Source organism: Kushneria pakistanensis, from assembly GCF_014652795.1.
GTDB classification, from domain to species: Bacteria; Pseudomonadota; Gammaproteobacteria; order Pseudomonadales; family Halomonadaceae; genus Kushneria; species Kushneria pakistanensis.
In genome coordinates, this window is sequence record NZ_BMZM01000003.1 from 568725 (window position 1) to 583691 (window position 14967).

The 14967-nt window shown below is 60.7% G+C and carries 13 protein-coding genes; 9 read left to right on the forward strand and 4 right to left on the reverse strand.

The features are described from left to right. Window positions 1–28 precede the first annotated feature (28 nt). Together asd and IE123_RS12990 are read right to left on the reverse strand one after the other, a co-directional pair. Window positions 29–907 (reverse strand): archaetidylserine decarboxylase, encoded by an 879-nt coding sequence (gene asd / locus IE123_RS12985; RefSeq protein WP_189518857.1) that lies wholly within the window; start codon window positions 905–907, stop codon window positions 29–31. A gap of 87 nt (window positions 908–994) precedes the next feature. Beyond that, entirely contained in the window at window positions 995–1822 is an 828-nt protein-coding gene (locus tag IE123_RS12990) for a sulfurtransferase (protein ID WP_189518858.1), read from the reverse strand. Between the two features lie 189 nt (window positions 1823–2011). On the opposite strand from IE123_RS12990, the gene IE123_RS12995 reads away from it, so the two are divergent. Next, window positions 2012–3340, forward strand: a complete 1329-nt coding sequence (locus IE123_RS12995; RefSeq protein ID WP_189518860.1) for an NCS2 family permease — start codon at window positions 2012–2014, stop codon at window positions 3338–3340. A 77-nt stretch (window positions 3341–3417) separates the two neighbouring features. On the opposite strand, the gene rsgA is transcribed toward IE123_RS12995, so the two are convergent. Then, window positions 3418–4434, reverse strand: a complete 1017-nt coding sequence (gene rsgA, locus IE123_RS13000) for a small ribosomal subunit biogenesis GTPase RsgA (RefSeq protein ID WP_189518862.1) — start codon at window positions 4432–4434, stop codon at window positions 3418–3420. 152 nt (window positions 4435–4586) lie between these two features. On the opposite strand from rsgA, the gene orn reads away from it, so the two are divergent. After that, window positions 4587–5132 carry an oligoribonuclease gene (gene orn, locus IE123_RS13005; RefSeq protein WP_189518863.1) on the forward strand — a complete coding sequence of 182 codons (546 nt, stop codon included), beginning with the start codon at window positions 4587–4589 and terminating at the stop codon, window positions 5130–5132. 4 nt (window positions 5133–5136) lie between these two features. Here the strand turns inward: orn and queG are convergent, their stop codons facing one another. After that, a complete protein-coding gene (queG, locus tag IE123_RS13010) occupies window positions 5137–6249 on the reverse strand; it encodes a tRNA epoxyqueuosine(34) reductase QueG (protein WP_229819772.1) in 1113 nt (370 codons plus the stop codon). A gap of 353 nt (window positions 6250–6602) precedes the next feature. Between queG and IE123_RS13015 the strand changes: the two genes are divergently transcribed. The 7 genes from IE123_RS13015 (at window position 6603) to hflX (ending at window position 14900) form a co-directional block, all read left to right on the forward strand. Next, the gene (locus IE123_RS13015) at window positions 6603–8105 is read left to right on the forward strand and encodes an NAD(P)H-hydrate dehydratase (protein ID WP_189518865.1); all 1503 of its coding nucleotides are present in this window, start codon (window positions 6603–6605) and stop codon (window positions 8103–8105) included. A 66-nt stretch (window positions 8106–8171) separates the two neighbouring features. Next, on the forward strand, window positions 8172–8657 hold the full coding sequence (tsaE, locus tag IE123_RS13020) for a tRNA (adenosine(37)-N6)-threonylcarbamoyltransferase complex ATPase subunit type 1 TsaE (protein WP_229819759.1): 486 nt from the start codon (window positions 8172–8174) through the stop codon (window positions 8655–8657). Between the two features lie 70 nt (window positions 8658–8727). Then, window positions 8728–10203, forward strand: coding sequence for an N-acetylmuramoyl-L-alanine amidase (locus IE123_RS13025; RefSeq protein WP_189519174.1), 1476 nt, complete (start codon window positions 8728–8730; stop codon window positions 10201–10203). A 36-nt stretch (window positions 10204–10239) separates the two neighbouring features. Next, complete coding sequence (gene mutL / locus IE123_RS13030; RefSeq protein ID WP_189518876.1) at window positions 10240–12243, forward strand: DNA mismatch repair endonuclease MutL; 2004 nt, start codon at window positions 10240–10242, stop codon at window positions 12241–12243. Window positions 12244–12255: 12 nt separating this feature from the next. Continuing rightward, window positions 12256–13200: a tRNA (adenosine(37)-N6)-dimethylallyltransferase MiaA gene (gene miaA, locus IE123_RS13035; protein WP_189518878.1), complete on the forward strand. Its 945-nt coding sequence runs from the start codon at window positions 12256–12258 to the stop codon at window positions 13198–13200. Between the two features lie 120 nt (window positions 13201–13320). Next, on the forward strand, window positions 13321–13569 hold the full coding sequence (gene hfq / locus IE123_RS13040) for an RNA chaperone Hfq (RefSeq protein ID WP_189518880.1): 249 nt from the start codon (window positions 13321–13323) through the stop codon (window positions 13567–13569). Between the two features lie 14 nt (window positions 13570–13583). Then, complete coding sequence (gene hflX, locus IE123_RS13045) at window positions 13584–14900, forward strand: ribosome rescue GTPase HflX (RefSeq protein ID WP_189518888.1); 1317 nt, start codon at window positions 13584–13586, stop codon at window positions 14898–14900. Window positions 14901–14967: the final 67 nt, after the last annotated feature.

Genomic DNA, 14967 nt, shown 5'->3' on the forward strand with positions numbered 1-14967 from the left:
TCATGCTCCTTGTCAGGGTCAAAATCGATCAGGACAGCTCTTCCGGTACCAGGGTGTCGGCCGGGATGTCAGGATCCGGCGCCAGCTGCTGGCCCAGACGAATCTTCATGCCGGGCGTGAGTGTCTCATTGAAGGTGTAGGCCTTTGGCAGACACATGACCACCGAAGAGCCCAGGTGGAAGCGGCCCATCTCATCGCCCTTGTCGAGCGTGACCGGCGTGTCGCGCCAGGCATCGCTGCGTGGCTGGCGAGACTGCGGTGTCACCTGGCCGGACCAGACGGTTTCAATGCCGGCGACAATCATCGCGCCCACCAGCACCAACGCCATTGGCCCCAGCTCGGTGTCAAACAGACAGACCAGCCGTTCGTTACGGGCAAAAAGCCCCGGAACCTCACGCGCCGTGGCATGGTTGACCGAGAAAAGCCGACCCGGTACGTAGATGGTACGCACCAGACGCCCCTTGAGCGGCATGTGCACGCGATGATAATCACGTGGGGAGAGATAGACGGTCGCAAAACTGCCTTCGCGAAGCTCGGCGGCGGCGGCTTCATCGCCACCCAGCAGGGCGGTCAGTGAGTAGGCATGCCCCTTGGCCTGTATGAGCGTGCCGTGATTGATGCGTCCAAACTGGGAAAGCACACCATCGGCCGCGGAGACAATGCCCGATTCGATGGGCCGTGCATCGGGGCGCAGCGGGCGGGTAAAAAACTCGTTGAAGCTCTTGTAGCTACCCAGATCGGGATTGAGGGCCTCACTCATGTCAACGTCATAGTGATTGGCAAAGCGCTGAATGAATGTATCGCGAATCCAGGGCGTGCGCGCATCGGCGAAGCGCCCCACCAGTCGGGAGATGGCGTGCTGGGGCAGTGGATATTGCAGCAGGGCAAACAGACGATCACGATTCAAGAGAAACACCTGGAAACAGTAATGAATGAGGGCAATGTTACATACCCCTGCCAGGTGCTCAAGCACATTGCCGGCAGGGGCGGGGCATCAGGTTTCAATCGGTGTATCTTCCCGATTGCCCCATTCCTGCCATGAACCCGGATAGGCACGAATGTGGTACCCCAGCGCATGACCGATCATCCAGGTCAGGCCGCTGCGATGATGGCTCTGGCAGTGGGTGGCGATTTCGCTTTGCGCGTCGATCCCCATGGCGGCAAGTTCGCCCACCAGCTCCGAGAGATCCCGAAGGCGCAGGTCGCGGCCCTTGTCCATGGTATCGGTCCATTCGAGATTGACCGCCCCGGGGATATGGCCCAGACGCTGATTATTGCCCTTGACCCCGTCATACTCCTCGGGGCTGCGCGCATCCCAGATGGCAAGTGCGGGATCTTCAAGCCGTTCGATCAGCTCCTCACGACGAATGATCAGTTCCGGACGCTCAATGCGGGCCTCAAAGCGTGAAGGCGTCGGCGCTGTTTCCTCGGGCGTGACAGGCAGATCTTCTCCCTTCCAGGCATGAATGCCGCCGTTGAGATAGGACCACTGATCGTGACCCAGCAGGGTCAGGGTCCAGGCCAGTCGGCCGGCCCATCCGCCGCCCTCATCGTCATAGACAATCACGTGGGTCTGCGGCGTCAGGCCCAGTTCGGAAAAAAGCGTCGAGAGGGCGGCTTCATCGGGCACATCGTTGGCAACCGGTGCCTGACCCGACAGCAGACGGCGATAATCAAGAAAAACGGCCCCCGGTACATGGCCGTCACGATAGTTCTGGGCGTTGGCGGGGACATCAATGATCAAAAGATCAGGGGCTTCAAGATGCGCTGACAGCGCCCGGGGCTCGATAATTCGGGGGAACCTTGCCTCATCCTGTGACATCCTCACTCTCCTTTTGGCGACGCGAGCGGGTTAACATGGGGCCCAAGCATTGCACACTCGATGGCACCTCGCGAACGGTGGCAATGGCGGTCTTCAGGGAAAGTGATGTTTTGACAGCATCGAAGACAGTGACGTGTCGACAATCATTCAGGTATCAGGACGGACAAACAGTGCAAGTGGAGAGTCAGCGTGCTCGAATCGTATTTTAAAACAACAAGTCAGGGCAGCAGCGTACGTCGCGATATCCTGGCCGGAATCGCCACCTTTCTGGCCGCCATGTACATCATTGTGGTCAACCCGACCATCATGAGCGCTGCGGGCATTCCCTTTGCCAGTGCCCTGACCGCGACCGTGCTGGTCAGCTTCTTTGGCAGTCTGATGATGGGGCTTTATGCGCGCAACCCGATTCTGGTGGCACCGGGCATGGGTATCAACGCGCTGTTTACCTACACGATGGTTGTCGGGGCGGGTATTCCCTGGCAGACGGCGCTGGGGTGCGTATTCTGGGCAGGGATCCTCTTTGCCGTGCTGGCCGTGTTCAATGTGCGTCGCTATATCATTGACGCGATCCCGGCGCAGCTGCGCTACGCCATTTCCTGTGGCATCGGGCTTTTCATTACGGTGATTGGTCTGGTCAATGCCGGTTTTCTGGTCAGCAACCCGGCCACCGTGGTAGGGCTGGGCGAGATGACGCCGACGCTGGTGACCTTTCTGATCGGGCTTGCCATCACGGCGATTCTGGTGGCACGCAACACCCCGGGGGCACTAATCATCGGTATCGTAACGACGACGGTGATGGCCTCGGCGATCGGCCGGCTCTGGGGTGATGCCAGTGCGTTTTCCCCCACCGGCACGGCGACACTGGTCAATTTCAACGGCATCTTTGCGCTGCCGGATTTCAGCGCCGTCGGGCAGCTTGATTTGATTGGAGCGCTCAACATTGCCTATTGGCCGTTCATCTTCGTGGTGCTGTTCACCACGTTCTTTGATGCGCTGTCGACCTTCGTGGGGGTATGTCAGGCCGGCAAGCTGCTGGATCGCAACGGTGAGCCGCGCAACATTCGCCAGTCCATGATGGTGGATGCCATGTCGGCGGTGATCTCCGCGCCGCTGGGCACCAGTCCGGCCAATGCCTATGTGGAGTCGGCCGCCGGCATCAGCCAGGGCGGGCGCTCGGGGCTGGTGGCCGTGACGGCCGCGCTGCTCTTTTTACCGTTTCTCTTTTTATCGCCGATATTGTCACTGGTCCCCTCGATTGCCACGGCACCGGCGCTGATCATGGTCGGGGTGTTCATGCTCGACCCGATTCGCCACATCAACTGGTATGAGTTTGATGACGCCATTCCGGCCTTTATCGCCATGATCCTGATTCCGCTGACCTACTCGATTACCCACGGCGTGGTGTTTGGCTTTCTGGCGTTCGTGGCGGTCAAGGCAGGGGTTGGCAAGCGCCATGAAATTCGCCCGACCATGTGGATTCTGGCCGCGCTGTCACTGCTGCTGCTGTTTCAGGAGTAAGGGCGCTGACCTGTACTACACAAAAAAGGGCCGCCCTTGGGCGGCCTTTCTTGTGTTCGACTCATGGCGGTGCGCGATCAGCGCGGTGGTGCGTTGAGTTCATGAATGATGCGCCGAAAGCTTTCCAGCCGTTCGGGAGAAATCTCGCCGCGCTCAGATGCCGCCAGAATGGCGCAGCCGGGCTCATGACGGTGACGACAGTCACGAAAGCGGCAGTGGCCCAGATACGGACGGAACTCGATAAAGCCGTTTTCGACCTGCCGTTCATCCAGATGGCCCAGGCCGAATTCACGGATGCCGGGAGAGTCGATCAGCGCGCCGCTGCCCTGGCTGAAGTGATACAGACGGGCCGTGGTCGTGGTGTGACGGCCCTTGCGCGTATCCACGGAGAGCTCGCCCACGGCCAGTGACTCATCCGGCAGCAGCGCATCGATCAGCGAGGACTTGCCCACGCCGCTCTGGCCGACAAACACTGCTGTGGTGTCATCCATGGCATCAATCAGCTCATCAAGGCCGCCATCACGCCGCGTCGTAGCGCCCACGACCGGATAGCCCAGCGCGCGATAGCGGCCGGCCAGTTCATGCAGCACGTGCTGATCATCAAGCAGGTCGATCTTGTTGAGCACCAGTGCCGGGGCGATGCCGGTGGCTTCAGCCGCGACCAGATAACGGTCGATCAAGAAGGGATGGGGTTCGGGCTCGACGGCAAACACGATCATGATGCGATCAATGTTGGCCGCCACACTCTTGAGTCTGCCGCGGGCATCGGGACGCTCCAGGGTTGAATAACGCTCAAGGCGCGCCTCGACCACGCCACTGCCATCGCTTGCCTCGCGCCAGCTGACCTTGTCGCCGGTGACCAGCGTATCGAGATTGGCGCGCAAATGGCACAGATGGCGCACGCCGTCAGCACCTTCCACTTCCATGTTGCGCCCGAAGTGAGCCACCACGCGTCCGAGCTGTTCTGGACCGTATTCCCCTTCCGCCAGCTGGCGCTGATCGAGCTGCTCGCGCTTTTCGGCGCGTTTGACACGCTCGGCCTGTACTTTCTCGACACGCCAGCGTTGCTGACGGGATAGCTTGCGTTGACTCATGAAACTCCTGAACTGTCGTGGCCTCCCGCGCCTGCCGATCCCGGCTGGTGGAAAGCGTCGCGCAATTGTACGCTTTAGGGCATTCGCGTTTCATCCCGGCCCATCAAGGCGCGTCGGGAGAGATATCCCCTCAAGTCTATCCGGAAAGTGTCATGAGTACTCAAAACGAACGTCTGATCTGGATCGATCTCGAAATGACCGGTCTGGACCCCGCGCGGGATCGTATTATCGAAATCGCCACCATTGTGACCGACAGTCAGCTCAATGTGATTGCCGAAGGCCCGGTGATGGCCATTCACCAGAGCGATGAACAGCTCTCGCTGATGGATGACTGGAACACCCGCACCCATGGCGGTACGGGACTCACCGAGCGGGTACGTCAGAGCCGGGTTTCCACGCAGGAAGCGGAACAGGCGACCCTGCGCTTTCTGGAGCAGCATGTGGAGAAGGGCGCCTCGCCGATGTGCGGCAACAGCGTCCATCAGGACCGGCGATTCATGCAGCACGAGATGCAGGCGCTGGAAGCCTTTTTCCATTATCGCAATCTGGATGTCTCGACGCTCAAGGAGCTGGCACGGCGCTGGAAGCCATCAATCCTGTCCGGCCTCAGCAAGAAGGGCACGCATCTGGCGCTGGATGATATCCGTGACTCGATCGAAGAGCTGCGCTACTACCGCAGTCATCTGCTGGCCCTCTAGCGTGTCAGGCCGGCTGGCGGGCGATAATATCGTCAAAGCCGGCCTCGATCAGCGGCGCTGAACCGGTCTGGTGATCCTCATCGCGTTTCTGGTACTGCTGCGTTAGCGCCCAGCGCACGTGCTCACGCACCATATCGCTGGGCCAGGCCAGACGTGCCCGCAGCGCCGAGACAATCTCCTCGTTGAAGGGCGCATTGCCCAGCCCCACGGCCAGATTGCGCAGCCAGCGCTCATACCCCAGCCGTCGAATGGCGCTGCCCTCGGTATGGGTGAGAAATTCCGGCTCGCTCCAGTTGAACAGATCGACCAGCCGGGCACGGTCCAGCGCGTGGCGCGGGGCAAAGTCCTTCTCACGGGTGGCGCGGGTGAAGCGTGTAAAGGGGCAGACCAATTGACAGTCGTCACAGCCAAAGACGCGGTTGCCCATGGCCCGGCGAAACTCCAGCGGGATAGGGCCGTGTTTTTCGATGGTGAGATAGGAGATGCAGCGCCGGGCATCGATGACCTTGTCGTCCACGATGGCGCCGGTCGGGCACCAGGTGCGGCAGCGGGAGCACTTGCCGCAGTGATCACGCTCAAAGGGCTGATCCACCGGCAGGGGCAGGTCGGTATACAGTTCGCCGAGAAAGAACAGCGACCCGGCCTGCGGATTGAGAATCATTGCGTTCTTGCCAAACCAGCCGATGCCGGCCTTTTGTGCCAGCGCCCGCTCCATGACGGGGGCCGAGTCCACGAAGGCGCGAAAACCGAAATCACCGATCTCCCTTTGCAGCTTTTGCGCCAGTTGGGTCAACCGCTTGCGGATCAGCTTGTGATAGTCGCGCCCGAGCGCGTAACGTGCCACATAGGCACGCTCGGGCTGGCCCAGCACCCGTGTGCTTTCGATCTCGGGTGGCAGATAGTCCATGCGCACACTGATAATGCGTATCGTACCGGGCTCCAGTTCAGCCGGACGGGTACGTTTGGTGCCGTGGCGCGTCATGTAATCCATCTCGCCGTGATGGCCTGCCTCGAGCCATCGGGACAAATAGGCTTCGTGGGCATCAAGGTCTGTATCGGTGATGCCCAGTTGCTGAAAGCCCAGCTCGCGCGCCCAGAGACGCAGTTTTTCTGCCATCTCGGCGGGGTCGGGCGTATGGGCAGCATCAGAAGCCGTCGACGGGTTAACGCCATCGGATGCGGGAGTATTCGTAAAGGCTGTGGTCATGGCATTCGAGCCTCGAGGCTCGGTATTGCGGGGCATGCTGGATGCCGGGCAGATGGGACATTATAGGTGCCCAGTATGACAGCGCAGACGCTTTCAGGCCAAAGGTGTGGTGGCGTCTTTCCTTGCGAGAAAGCATGTATGGCCGGAACCCGCCCGGGGTAACAGGGTCTCAACACTGCTTTTCCAGCGCCGGACGGACGATAGAATTCGAGGCTGGTATGGTCCGAAGCAACGACATGGATGGTTTGAAAGGGAGTAACGCCATGATGGCGAACGCACGACTCTACAGCACCCGGCAGGTGCAGGTACTGGATCAACGCACCATCGAGCAGGGCGTGCCGGGATTTGCCCTGATGCTGCAGGCCGGACAGGCTGCCCTTGACGAGATCATGAAGCGCTTTCCGCAGGCGCGACGCCTGTGCATTTTTTGCGGCGGTGGTAACAACGGCGGCGATGGCTATGTCGTGGCGGCGCTGGCCCGTCGACAGGGGCTGGACGTACAGCTGCTGGCGCTTCGCGCGCCAAATCAGCTGCAGGATGAAGCGGCCGAGGCAGTGCATCTTGCCCGCGAAAGCGGTGTGACCATTGATGACTGGCATCAGGGTGTCGAGATCGCGAAAACGACCGACGTGATTGTTGATGCGCTGTTGGGGACCGGTACCCGGGGTGAGATACGCGCCCCGTTTGATCGTGCCATTGCGTGTATTAACGCAGCGCCACAGCCGGTGATCGCGCTGGATATCCCCTCGGGCCTGAATGCCGATACCGGGGCGCTGCTGGGCGACGCCGTCGAGGCGGATCTGACGGTCACCTTTATTGCACGCAAGTTCGGCCTGTATACCGGTCAGGCCCCCGATGTCACCGGTGAGATTGTGCTGGCGCCGCTGAGCGTTTCCGAGACAACGTTGACCGACAGTGATTATACCGGTGAGCTGCTCGTACCCGAGCGGCTTCAGAACACGTTGCCTCGGCGTCGCCCCACCACCCACAAGGGCCACTGCGGTCATCTGCTGGTGGTCGGCGGTCAGCCCGGTTTTGGCGGCTCGACCATCATGAGCGCTGAAACCGCCGCGCGGCTGGGCGCCGGCCTGGTCAGTCTGGCCACGGCGAGCGTGCATATTCCGCCGGCGCTGACACGCTGCCCGGAAATGATGGTGCGCGAGGCGCGCAACGGTCTGGATATCGAAGACCTGGTCGACAAGGCCACCGCCGTACTGATCGGTCCGGGACTGGGGCAGGGCGCCTGGGGGCAGGGGCTGATGCAGACCGTCATGAACGCTGCCGGCCCCCGGCTGGTGGATGCCGACGGGCTTCATCTGCTGGCGGCAGGCTATGGCGGTGAGCGTCGCGATGACTGGATTCTGACCCCGCACCCGGGTGAAGCCGCCATGCTGCTGGACTGCAGTGTCGCCGAGGTGCAGGCCGATCGTTATCAGGCAGCCCTTGCCCTGCACCGTCGCTACGGCGGTGTCATCGTGCTCAAGGGCGCCGGCACGCTGGTGGTCGGCGGTGAGGGGCCGGGTGAGTGTTTTATCAGTCCCTTTGGTAACCCGGGCATGGCCTCCGGCGGCATGGGCGATGTGCTGGGGGGCATGATTGCTTCGCTGCTGGTACAGGGGGTCCCAGGGCTGGAAGCCGCGGCCAGTGGTGTTTTGATCCATGGCCTGGCGGCTGATGATGCTGCGCGCGAACATGGCGAGCGTGGCCTGCTGGCAAGTGATCTGGCATGCTACGCGCGCCGTCGCGCTAATCCCGACAGGCGATAGGATGTCATCGACATGACGGCCTGCCGATACCGGTGCAGGCCGCTTATCAGTTTAAAGTGGGACAACGTGAGCAAGACAACCATCATCCTTGAAGCCGGCGATGAAGCCGCCCAGGTGGCCATTGGCCGTCAGTTGGCCGATGCCCTTGAGTACCGCGGCATCGTGTATCTCAACGGAGAGCTGGGTGCCGGCAAGACTACCCTGACCCGCGGCGTGTTACGTGCCCTGGGCCATGACGGCGCAGTCAAGAGTCCGACCTATACGCTGGTGGAGCCTTATAATCTTGATGGCGGGCGGGTGTATCACTTTGATCTTTATCGCCTGGCAGATCCCGAGGAGCTCGAGTTTCTGGGCGCGCGCGACATGTTTGCTGATGAGTCGTTGACGCTTGTGGAGTGGCCGATACGGGGTGAAGGCTGGCTGCCCGCTGCCGATGTTGTCATTACGCTATCGCTGATCGAACAGGGACGGCGTCTGGTGCTCGAATCCGGCAGTGATCATGGGGCCCGCGCCCTGACACGACTGGCGGTGTCTTCACAGGACATTTCATGATGGCTTCGGCTCCTGTACCGGGCCTGTCCGGCGTAACCGCCATGAACACCAATACAGTGATAAGGCAGTGATGAAGTTTCCGGCAGCCCTTTTGACCCTTTTTGCCATGCTCATGTTGAGTCTCATGGCCACCGCTGCTCAGGCTGCACAGCTTGAGGGGCTTCGGCAATGGACCGACAGTGACGGAACGCGTCTGGTTTTTGACCTCTCAAGTGAGGCAAAGGCCGATGTATTTACCCTTGATAACCCGGCACGGCTGGTGATCGACCTTGCCAACACGACCCTGAACGCCAATCTTGGCAGCGCCGTTGATGGGCGTGGCATGGTCAAGGACGTGCGCTCCGGTGTGCGCGATGGCTCCGGTCTTCGCGTGGTCGTGGAGCTGGACCGACAGGCCACGCCCAATGCCTTCAAGCTGCCGCCGGGCGGCGGGCATGGCTATCGGCTGGTGGTCGATCTGGCACCGGGAAAGGGCGGCAGTAATCCCGCAGCTTCTTCCGGTAACGATGACCCGATTACGGCCATGATTCAGGAGCAGGAGCGTGCGGCACGCAGCAAGCTGGCCAGCAGTCGCCCTGCAGAAAATCCGCAGGTGGCGCAGCAGGTCAGCAATGAGCCGACGGTGGAATCGCGCCAGAAGGCAAAGCCCCACCCGCGGCGCGATATTATTGTGGTGGTGGACCCTGGCCATGGCGGCAAGGACCCCGGCGCTTCCGGCCCCGGCGGGACACGTGAAAAGGATGTCGTGCTGCAGATCGGGCGGCGCGTACAGACCAAGCTCAATGCCATGTCCGGGTTCAAGGCTTATATGACGCGCAGTGACGATACCTTCATTCCGCTGCGAGGCCGTACGCGCATCGCGCGTGAGCGCCATGCCGATTTCTTTGTCTCGGTGCATGCCGATGCCGGGGGCTCCAGTTCACCGCGGGGCACGTCCGTCTATGCGCTTTCCCAGCACGGGGCAACCTCCGAGCGCGCCCGCTGGCTGGCCCAGAGTGAAAACCGCTCCGATCTGATCGGCGGCGTGGATGGCGATCTGAACCTTGATGACAAGGATCAGGTACTGCGTGGCGTGTTGCTGGATCTGAGCATGACCGCCACCGTTAATGATTCGCTGTCTGCCGGTACTGACGTGCTCAGTCGCGTCTCCAGCTTCAACAAGCTGTTTCATTCACGCGTCGAGCAGGCCGGGTTCGTGGTGCTCAAGTCACCGGATATTCCATCGCTTCTGGTGGAAACCGGCTTTTTGACCAACCCCGCCGAGGAACGTCTGCTCAAGAGCCCGGCGCATCAGGAGAAGCTGGCCGATGCCATTGCCCAGGGCATTCGACAGCACTTCTCGCGCAGTCCGCCGCCTGACAGCCTGCTGGCCTGGCAGCGTGACCAGAAGCGCGGAGGGGCCTCCAACGAGTATCGTGTGCAGCCCGGCGATACACTTTCGGGAATCGCTGCACGTCAGAATGTGTCGCTGGCCGCGCTTCGCAAGGTGAATGGGCTGGATACCGATGTGCTGCGTCTGGGACAGGTACTGACGATCCCCCGATGAGCCATATCACTGCGGTCATGACACGGGAGGATGCAAATGAGTGACATCACAACATCCGGTGTCCGTCGTATTCAGTCACTGGCGCCGCGTCTGGCCAACCAGATTGCGGCCGGCGAGGTGGTCGAGCGCCCCTCGTCGGTCGTCAAGGAACTGGTTGAAAACGCCATCGATGCCGGCAGTTCACGCATTGAAATCGAACTGGAATCCGGCGGCAGTCGACTGATTCAGGTGCGCGATAACGGCAGCGGCATCGAGCATGATGATCTGGGGCTGGCACTGTCTCGTCATGCCACCAGCAAGATCACCTCACTGGACGATCTTGAGGGCGTGGCAAGCCTTGGGTTTCGCGGTGAGGCGCTGGCGGCGACCAGTGCCGTCTCAAGGCTCGAGCTTTATTCCAATACCAGCGATGACCCGGTCAACGGCTGGCGGGTAGTGGCGGAGGGCCGCGAAATGGCGCCGCGCCTTTCACCAGCGCCGCATCCGCGTGGTACCACCGTGACGGTGCGGGATCTCTTTTTCAACACGCCGGCACGGCGCAAGTTTCTGCGTACCGAGAAGACCGAGTTCAATCACGTTGAAGAGGCCTTTCGCCGGCTGGCGCTGTCGCGTCAGGATGTGGATCTGGTGCTGCGCCATAACCAGAAGACCGTACATCAGCTGATGGGCGGCAACAGTCAGGCCGCAATGGAAAAGCGCATCGCCCAGCTGCTGGGGCGCAGCTTTCTGGAAAATGCCATCCATATCGACATGGCGGCCACCGGTCTGGCACTGAAGGGATGGGTGGGGCTGCCATCACACACTCGAAGCCAGGCCGATCAGCAGTATTTTTTCGTCAACGGTCGGGTGATCCGCGACCGGCTGGTGGCACATGCCGTACGTCAGGCCTATCGCGATGTGCTCTTTCACGGCCGTCATCCCGTTTTCGTGCTCTATCTGGACCTTGATGCTCACGGAGTGGATGTCAACGTGCATCCCACAAAGCACGAAGTACGCTTTCGCGATGGTCGGCTGGTGCACGATTTCCTGTTTTCGAGCCTGCATCGGGCGCTGGCGGAGGTCAGGCCCAACGAGCGCACTGCACCCGAACCCAGGGCCGAGCCTTCTTCGCCGGAAGTTGCTGCACCGCGCTTTGATCAGCAGCGCATGGCGCTTGGTGAGACTCCCGGTAAGCAGACGTCCGCCGGGGATGCCGATGGCAGCCTCCGGACGGCGTCGTATGGCAGTAGTAGTCGACCGGGTGAGCAACAGGTTCGGGAGTTCATGGCCGGCTACCGTGCCCTGCATCCGGGACATGAAGAGCGGCTGCTGACGTCTCGCACGGCGGGGCGCGGTGATCATGATGGGCAGACGCGCGGTGCGGGTGTTTCATCGTTTGCGCGTGGATCATCCGTAGCCGATACCCCGCCGACCTCGAGTGCGTCGCAGGCCGTGGCGCCTGCCGATGATACCCGGGCACCGCCGCTGGGTTACGCCGTGGCACAGCTTCATGGAGTTTACATCCTGTCGCAGACCGAGCGTGGCATGGTGGTGGTGGATATGCATGCCGCCCATGAGCGCATTACCTATGAGCGCATGAAGGATCAGTACCTGGGGGCGGGTATCGATACGCAGCCACTGCTGGTCCCGGTCTCCATGTCAGTGAGCGAGGCACAGGTAGAGCTGGCCGAACGCGAGCAGGAGACGATTGCCGCCATGGGCGTCACGCTCGAAGCGGCAGGACCTGAAACGCTATTGATTCGTGAAGTACCGGCGCTTTTAAAGGACGGCAGCGTCGAGGCCCTGGTGCGTGAAATGCTCGAAGAGCTTGAGCGTTACGGCCGCAGCCAGGTCGTTACCGATCATCTGTTTGATCTGCTTTCTACCATGGCCTGCCATGGCAGCGTGCGGGCCAATCGACGGCTGACCATTGAAGAGATGAACGCGCTTTTACGGGATATGGAGCGTACCGAGCGCAGCGGCCAGTGTAATCACGGGCGTCCTACCTGGACGGAAATGTCGATGCGTGACCTTGACCGTCTTTTTCTGCGCGGACAGTAGGATGACAACACCATGAATGTCGATGCATCGCAGCCGCCGGTTATCATGCTGATGGGCCCTACGGCAGTGGGCAAGACCGATCTTGCCATCGAGCTGCACGAACATCTGGACGTCGAACTTGTCAGCGTCGACTCGGCCCTGGTCTACAGGGGCATGGATATCGGCACTGCCAAGCCCTCGGCGCAGGAGCTGGCCCGCGCCCCTCATCGGCTGATCGATATTCGCGACCCGTCCGAGCCCTATTCCGGTGTGGCCTTTCGCGAGGATGCACTCAAATGCATTGAAGAGATTAGCGCTCGGGGCAGGGTGCCGCTGCTGGTGGGCGGCACCATGCTCTATTTTCGGCTACTGACGGAAGGGGCGGCCGACATGCCTCAGGCGGATCCCGGGATTCGTCAGGCGCTGGGGGAAATGCTTGAAAAGGGCGGGCCCGGCGCCCTGCATGCCGAGCTTTCCCGAGTGGATCCCGAGGCCGCGACGCGGCTTCATCCCAACGATCCACAGCGCCTGATGCGGGCGCTGGAAGTCTATCGCGTCAGCGGTGAAACCCTCAGCGCGCATTGGGCACGTCAGTCACCCGTGACGCTGCCGTTCACGCCGCATCCGATTGCACTGTTGCCCGGCAAGCGGGCGCTGTTGCATGAGCGCATCAAACAGCGTCTTGACAAAATGTTTGCCAATGGCTTCGTTGATGAAGTGAAAAAACTTCGCGCGCGCGGTGATTTAAGTCCAGATTTACCTTCGATGAAAAGTGTGGGCTATCGTCAGGTGTGGGAAGGACTTGATCGCGGCGACGATTGCCCCCAAATGGCCTTCAGGGCGCTGACCGCTACCCGGCAGCTGGCCAAGCGTCAGATGACCTGGTTGCGGCGCTGGCCGGGCGCTCTTCAGCTTGACCCGCAGGATGCCGACGTTGCGCAGCAGTTGCTGAAAATCGTGCGCAACACCGGTACTTAGCGTAATATGATCGGTTACCAGTGAGCCTCGCTTGAGCCTCCGGGACGTGGATCTTTCTTGCGCTTACAGCAAGTTAAAAACCGATAAACATACAGCAATTAATATTTTTGGGAGAGCCACATGTCCAAAGGACAATCCCTTCAGGATCCGTATCTGAATATCCTGCGTAAGGAGCGTATCCCCGTCTCCATCTTTCTGGTCAATGGCATCAAGCTTCAGGGCCAGATCGAATCCTTTGATCAATTTGTCATTTTGCTGCGCAACACCGTCAGTCAGATGGTTTACAAGCACGCCATTTCCACGGTAGTGCCCGCGCGTAACGTCCGTTTACCGGCGCAGGATACTGCTGCTCCCGGTCAGGAAAGCTGATAGAGAGGCGCTGATTGTTTTTTGAACGCCCCGATTCGGGAGAAACGGCTGTCCTGGTGCATATCGACTTCCAGGACAGCACCGAGCGCGAAGACACTTCAGAATTCATGGAGCTGGTCCGCAGTGCCGGTGCCGTGCCGGCGGCCCTGCTGACAGGCAGTCGGCGCTCTCCCAGCCCCAGGCTCATGATTGGTGAAGGCAAGCTCGAAGAGCTGCGCGAGATGCTCGTTACACATCGCGCCGAGCTTGTCATCTTCAACCATTCCCTTTCGCCTTCTCAGGAACGAAATCTTGAGCGGGCCCTTCAATGTCGCGTACTGGATCGTACCGGTCTGATTCTCGATATCTTCGCACAGCGCGCCAGAACGCATGAAGGCAAGCTGCAGGTGGAGCTTGCTCAGCTTGAGTACATGTCAACCCGCCTGGTGCGTGGCTGGACGCACCTTGAGCGCCAGAAAGGAGGTATCGGTCTGCGTGGCCCTGGTGAGACCCAGCTGGAGACCGATAGACGACTGCTACGCGGGCGTATCAAGGCCATTCACAAGCGCCTTGACCGGGTGCGCAGTCAGCGCGACCAGAATCGCCGCTCGCGTACACGGGCAGAAATACCTTCCGTTTCGCTGGTGGGATATACCAATGCGGGCAAGTCGACACTGTTCAATGCGCTGACCAATGCCGAGGTGTATGCCGCCGACCAGCTTTTTGCCACGCTTGATCCCACGCTAAGGCGTCTTGAAATCAGCGATGTTGGGCCCATCGTCATGGCCGACACGGTAGGTTTCATTCGCCATCTGCCACACAAGCTGGTCGAGGCCTTTCGGGCCACGCTTCAGGAAGCGGCCGAGGCCAGCCTGCTGGTGCATGTCATCGACGCGGCGGACCCGCAGCGTGAAGCGCACATCGAGCAGGTCAATGCCGTACTGGAGGAAATTGGCGCCGGTGACGTGCCACGACTTCTGGTCATGAACAAGATTGACCTGCTGGGCATGTCACCCCGTCTTGAGCGCAGCACCACCGAGGAGGTGGAAACTGTCTGGCTTTCGGCCAAGGATGCCACCGGGTTTGACCTGCTGGAGCAGGCCCTTTCCGAGCGCCTTGCCACGAATCTTGTAGAAACCACCGTGCTGCTGGAGCCCTCACAGGGCTGGTTGCGCGCTCAGCTTTTTGCCCATGACGCCGTTCAGGAAGAAAGCTTTGATGAAGAAGGCAGAACGCATCTGAAAATTCGACTGCCGCGTCATGATCTGTTGCGCCTTTTGTCGCGTGCCGATGAAAACCCCGATGACTATCTCTCCCAGGCAGAGCAGGGCCGGGAGCAGTGGCAGGAATAAAACGCCATCCTGTCATGCCAGGAAGAATTTCAGGTCTTTGGCATGACGACATGTTACAAATAGGGAC

Coding starts and splice junctions, on each gene's coding strand:
- IE123_RS12990 (WP_189518858.1), bottom strand. CDS start 1,822: ATGTCACAGGATGAGGCAAGGTTCCCCCGAATTATCGAGCCCCGGGCG.
- rsgA (WP_189518862.1), bottom strand. CDS start 4,434: ATGAGTCAACGCAAGCTATCCCGTCAGCAACGCTGGCGTGTCGAGAAA.
- orn (WP_189518863.1), top strand. CDS start 4,587: ATGAGTACTCAAAACGAACGTCTGATCTGGATCGATCTCGAAATGACC.
- queG (WP_229819772.1), bottom strand. CDS start 6,249: ATGGCAGAAAAACTGCGTCTCTGGGCGCGCGAGCTGGGCTTTCAGCAA.
- IE123_RS13015 (WP_189518865.1), top strand. CDS start 6,603: ATGATGGCGAACGCACGACTCTACAGCACCCGGCAGGTGCAGGTACTG.
- IE123_RS13025 (WP_189519174.1), top strand. CDS start 8,728: ATGAAGTTTCCGGCAGCCCTTTTGACCCTTTTTGCCATGCTCATGTTG.
- mutL (WP_189518876.1), top strand. CDS start 10,240: ATGAGTGACATCACAACATCCGGTGTCCGTCGTATTCAGTCACTGGCG.
- miaA (WP_189518878.1), top strand. CDS start 12,256: ATGAATGTCGATGCATCGCAGCCGCCGGTTATCATGCTGATGGGCCCT.
- hfq (WP_189518880.1), top strand. CDS start 13,321: ATGTCCAAAGGACAATCCCTTCAGGATCCGTATCTGAATATCCTGCGT.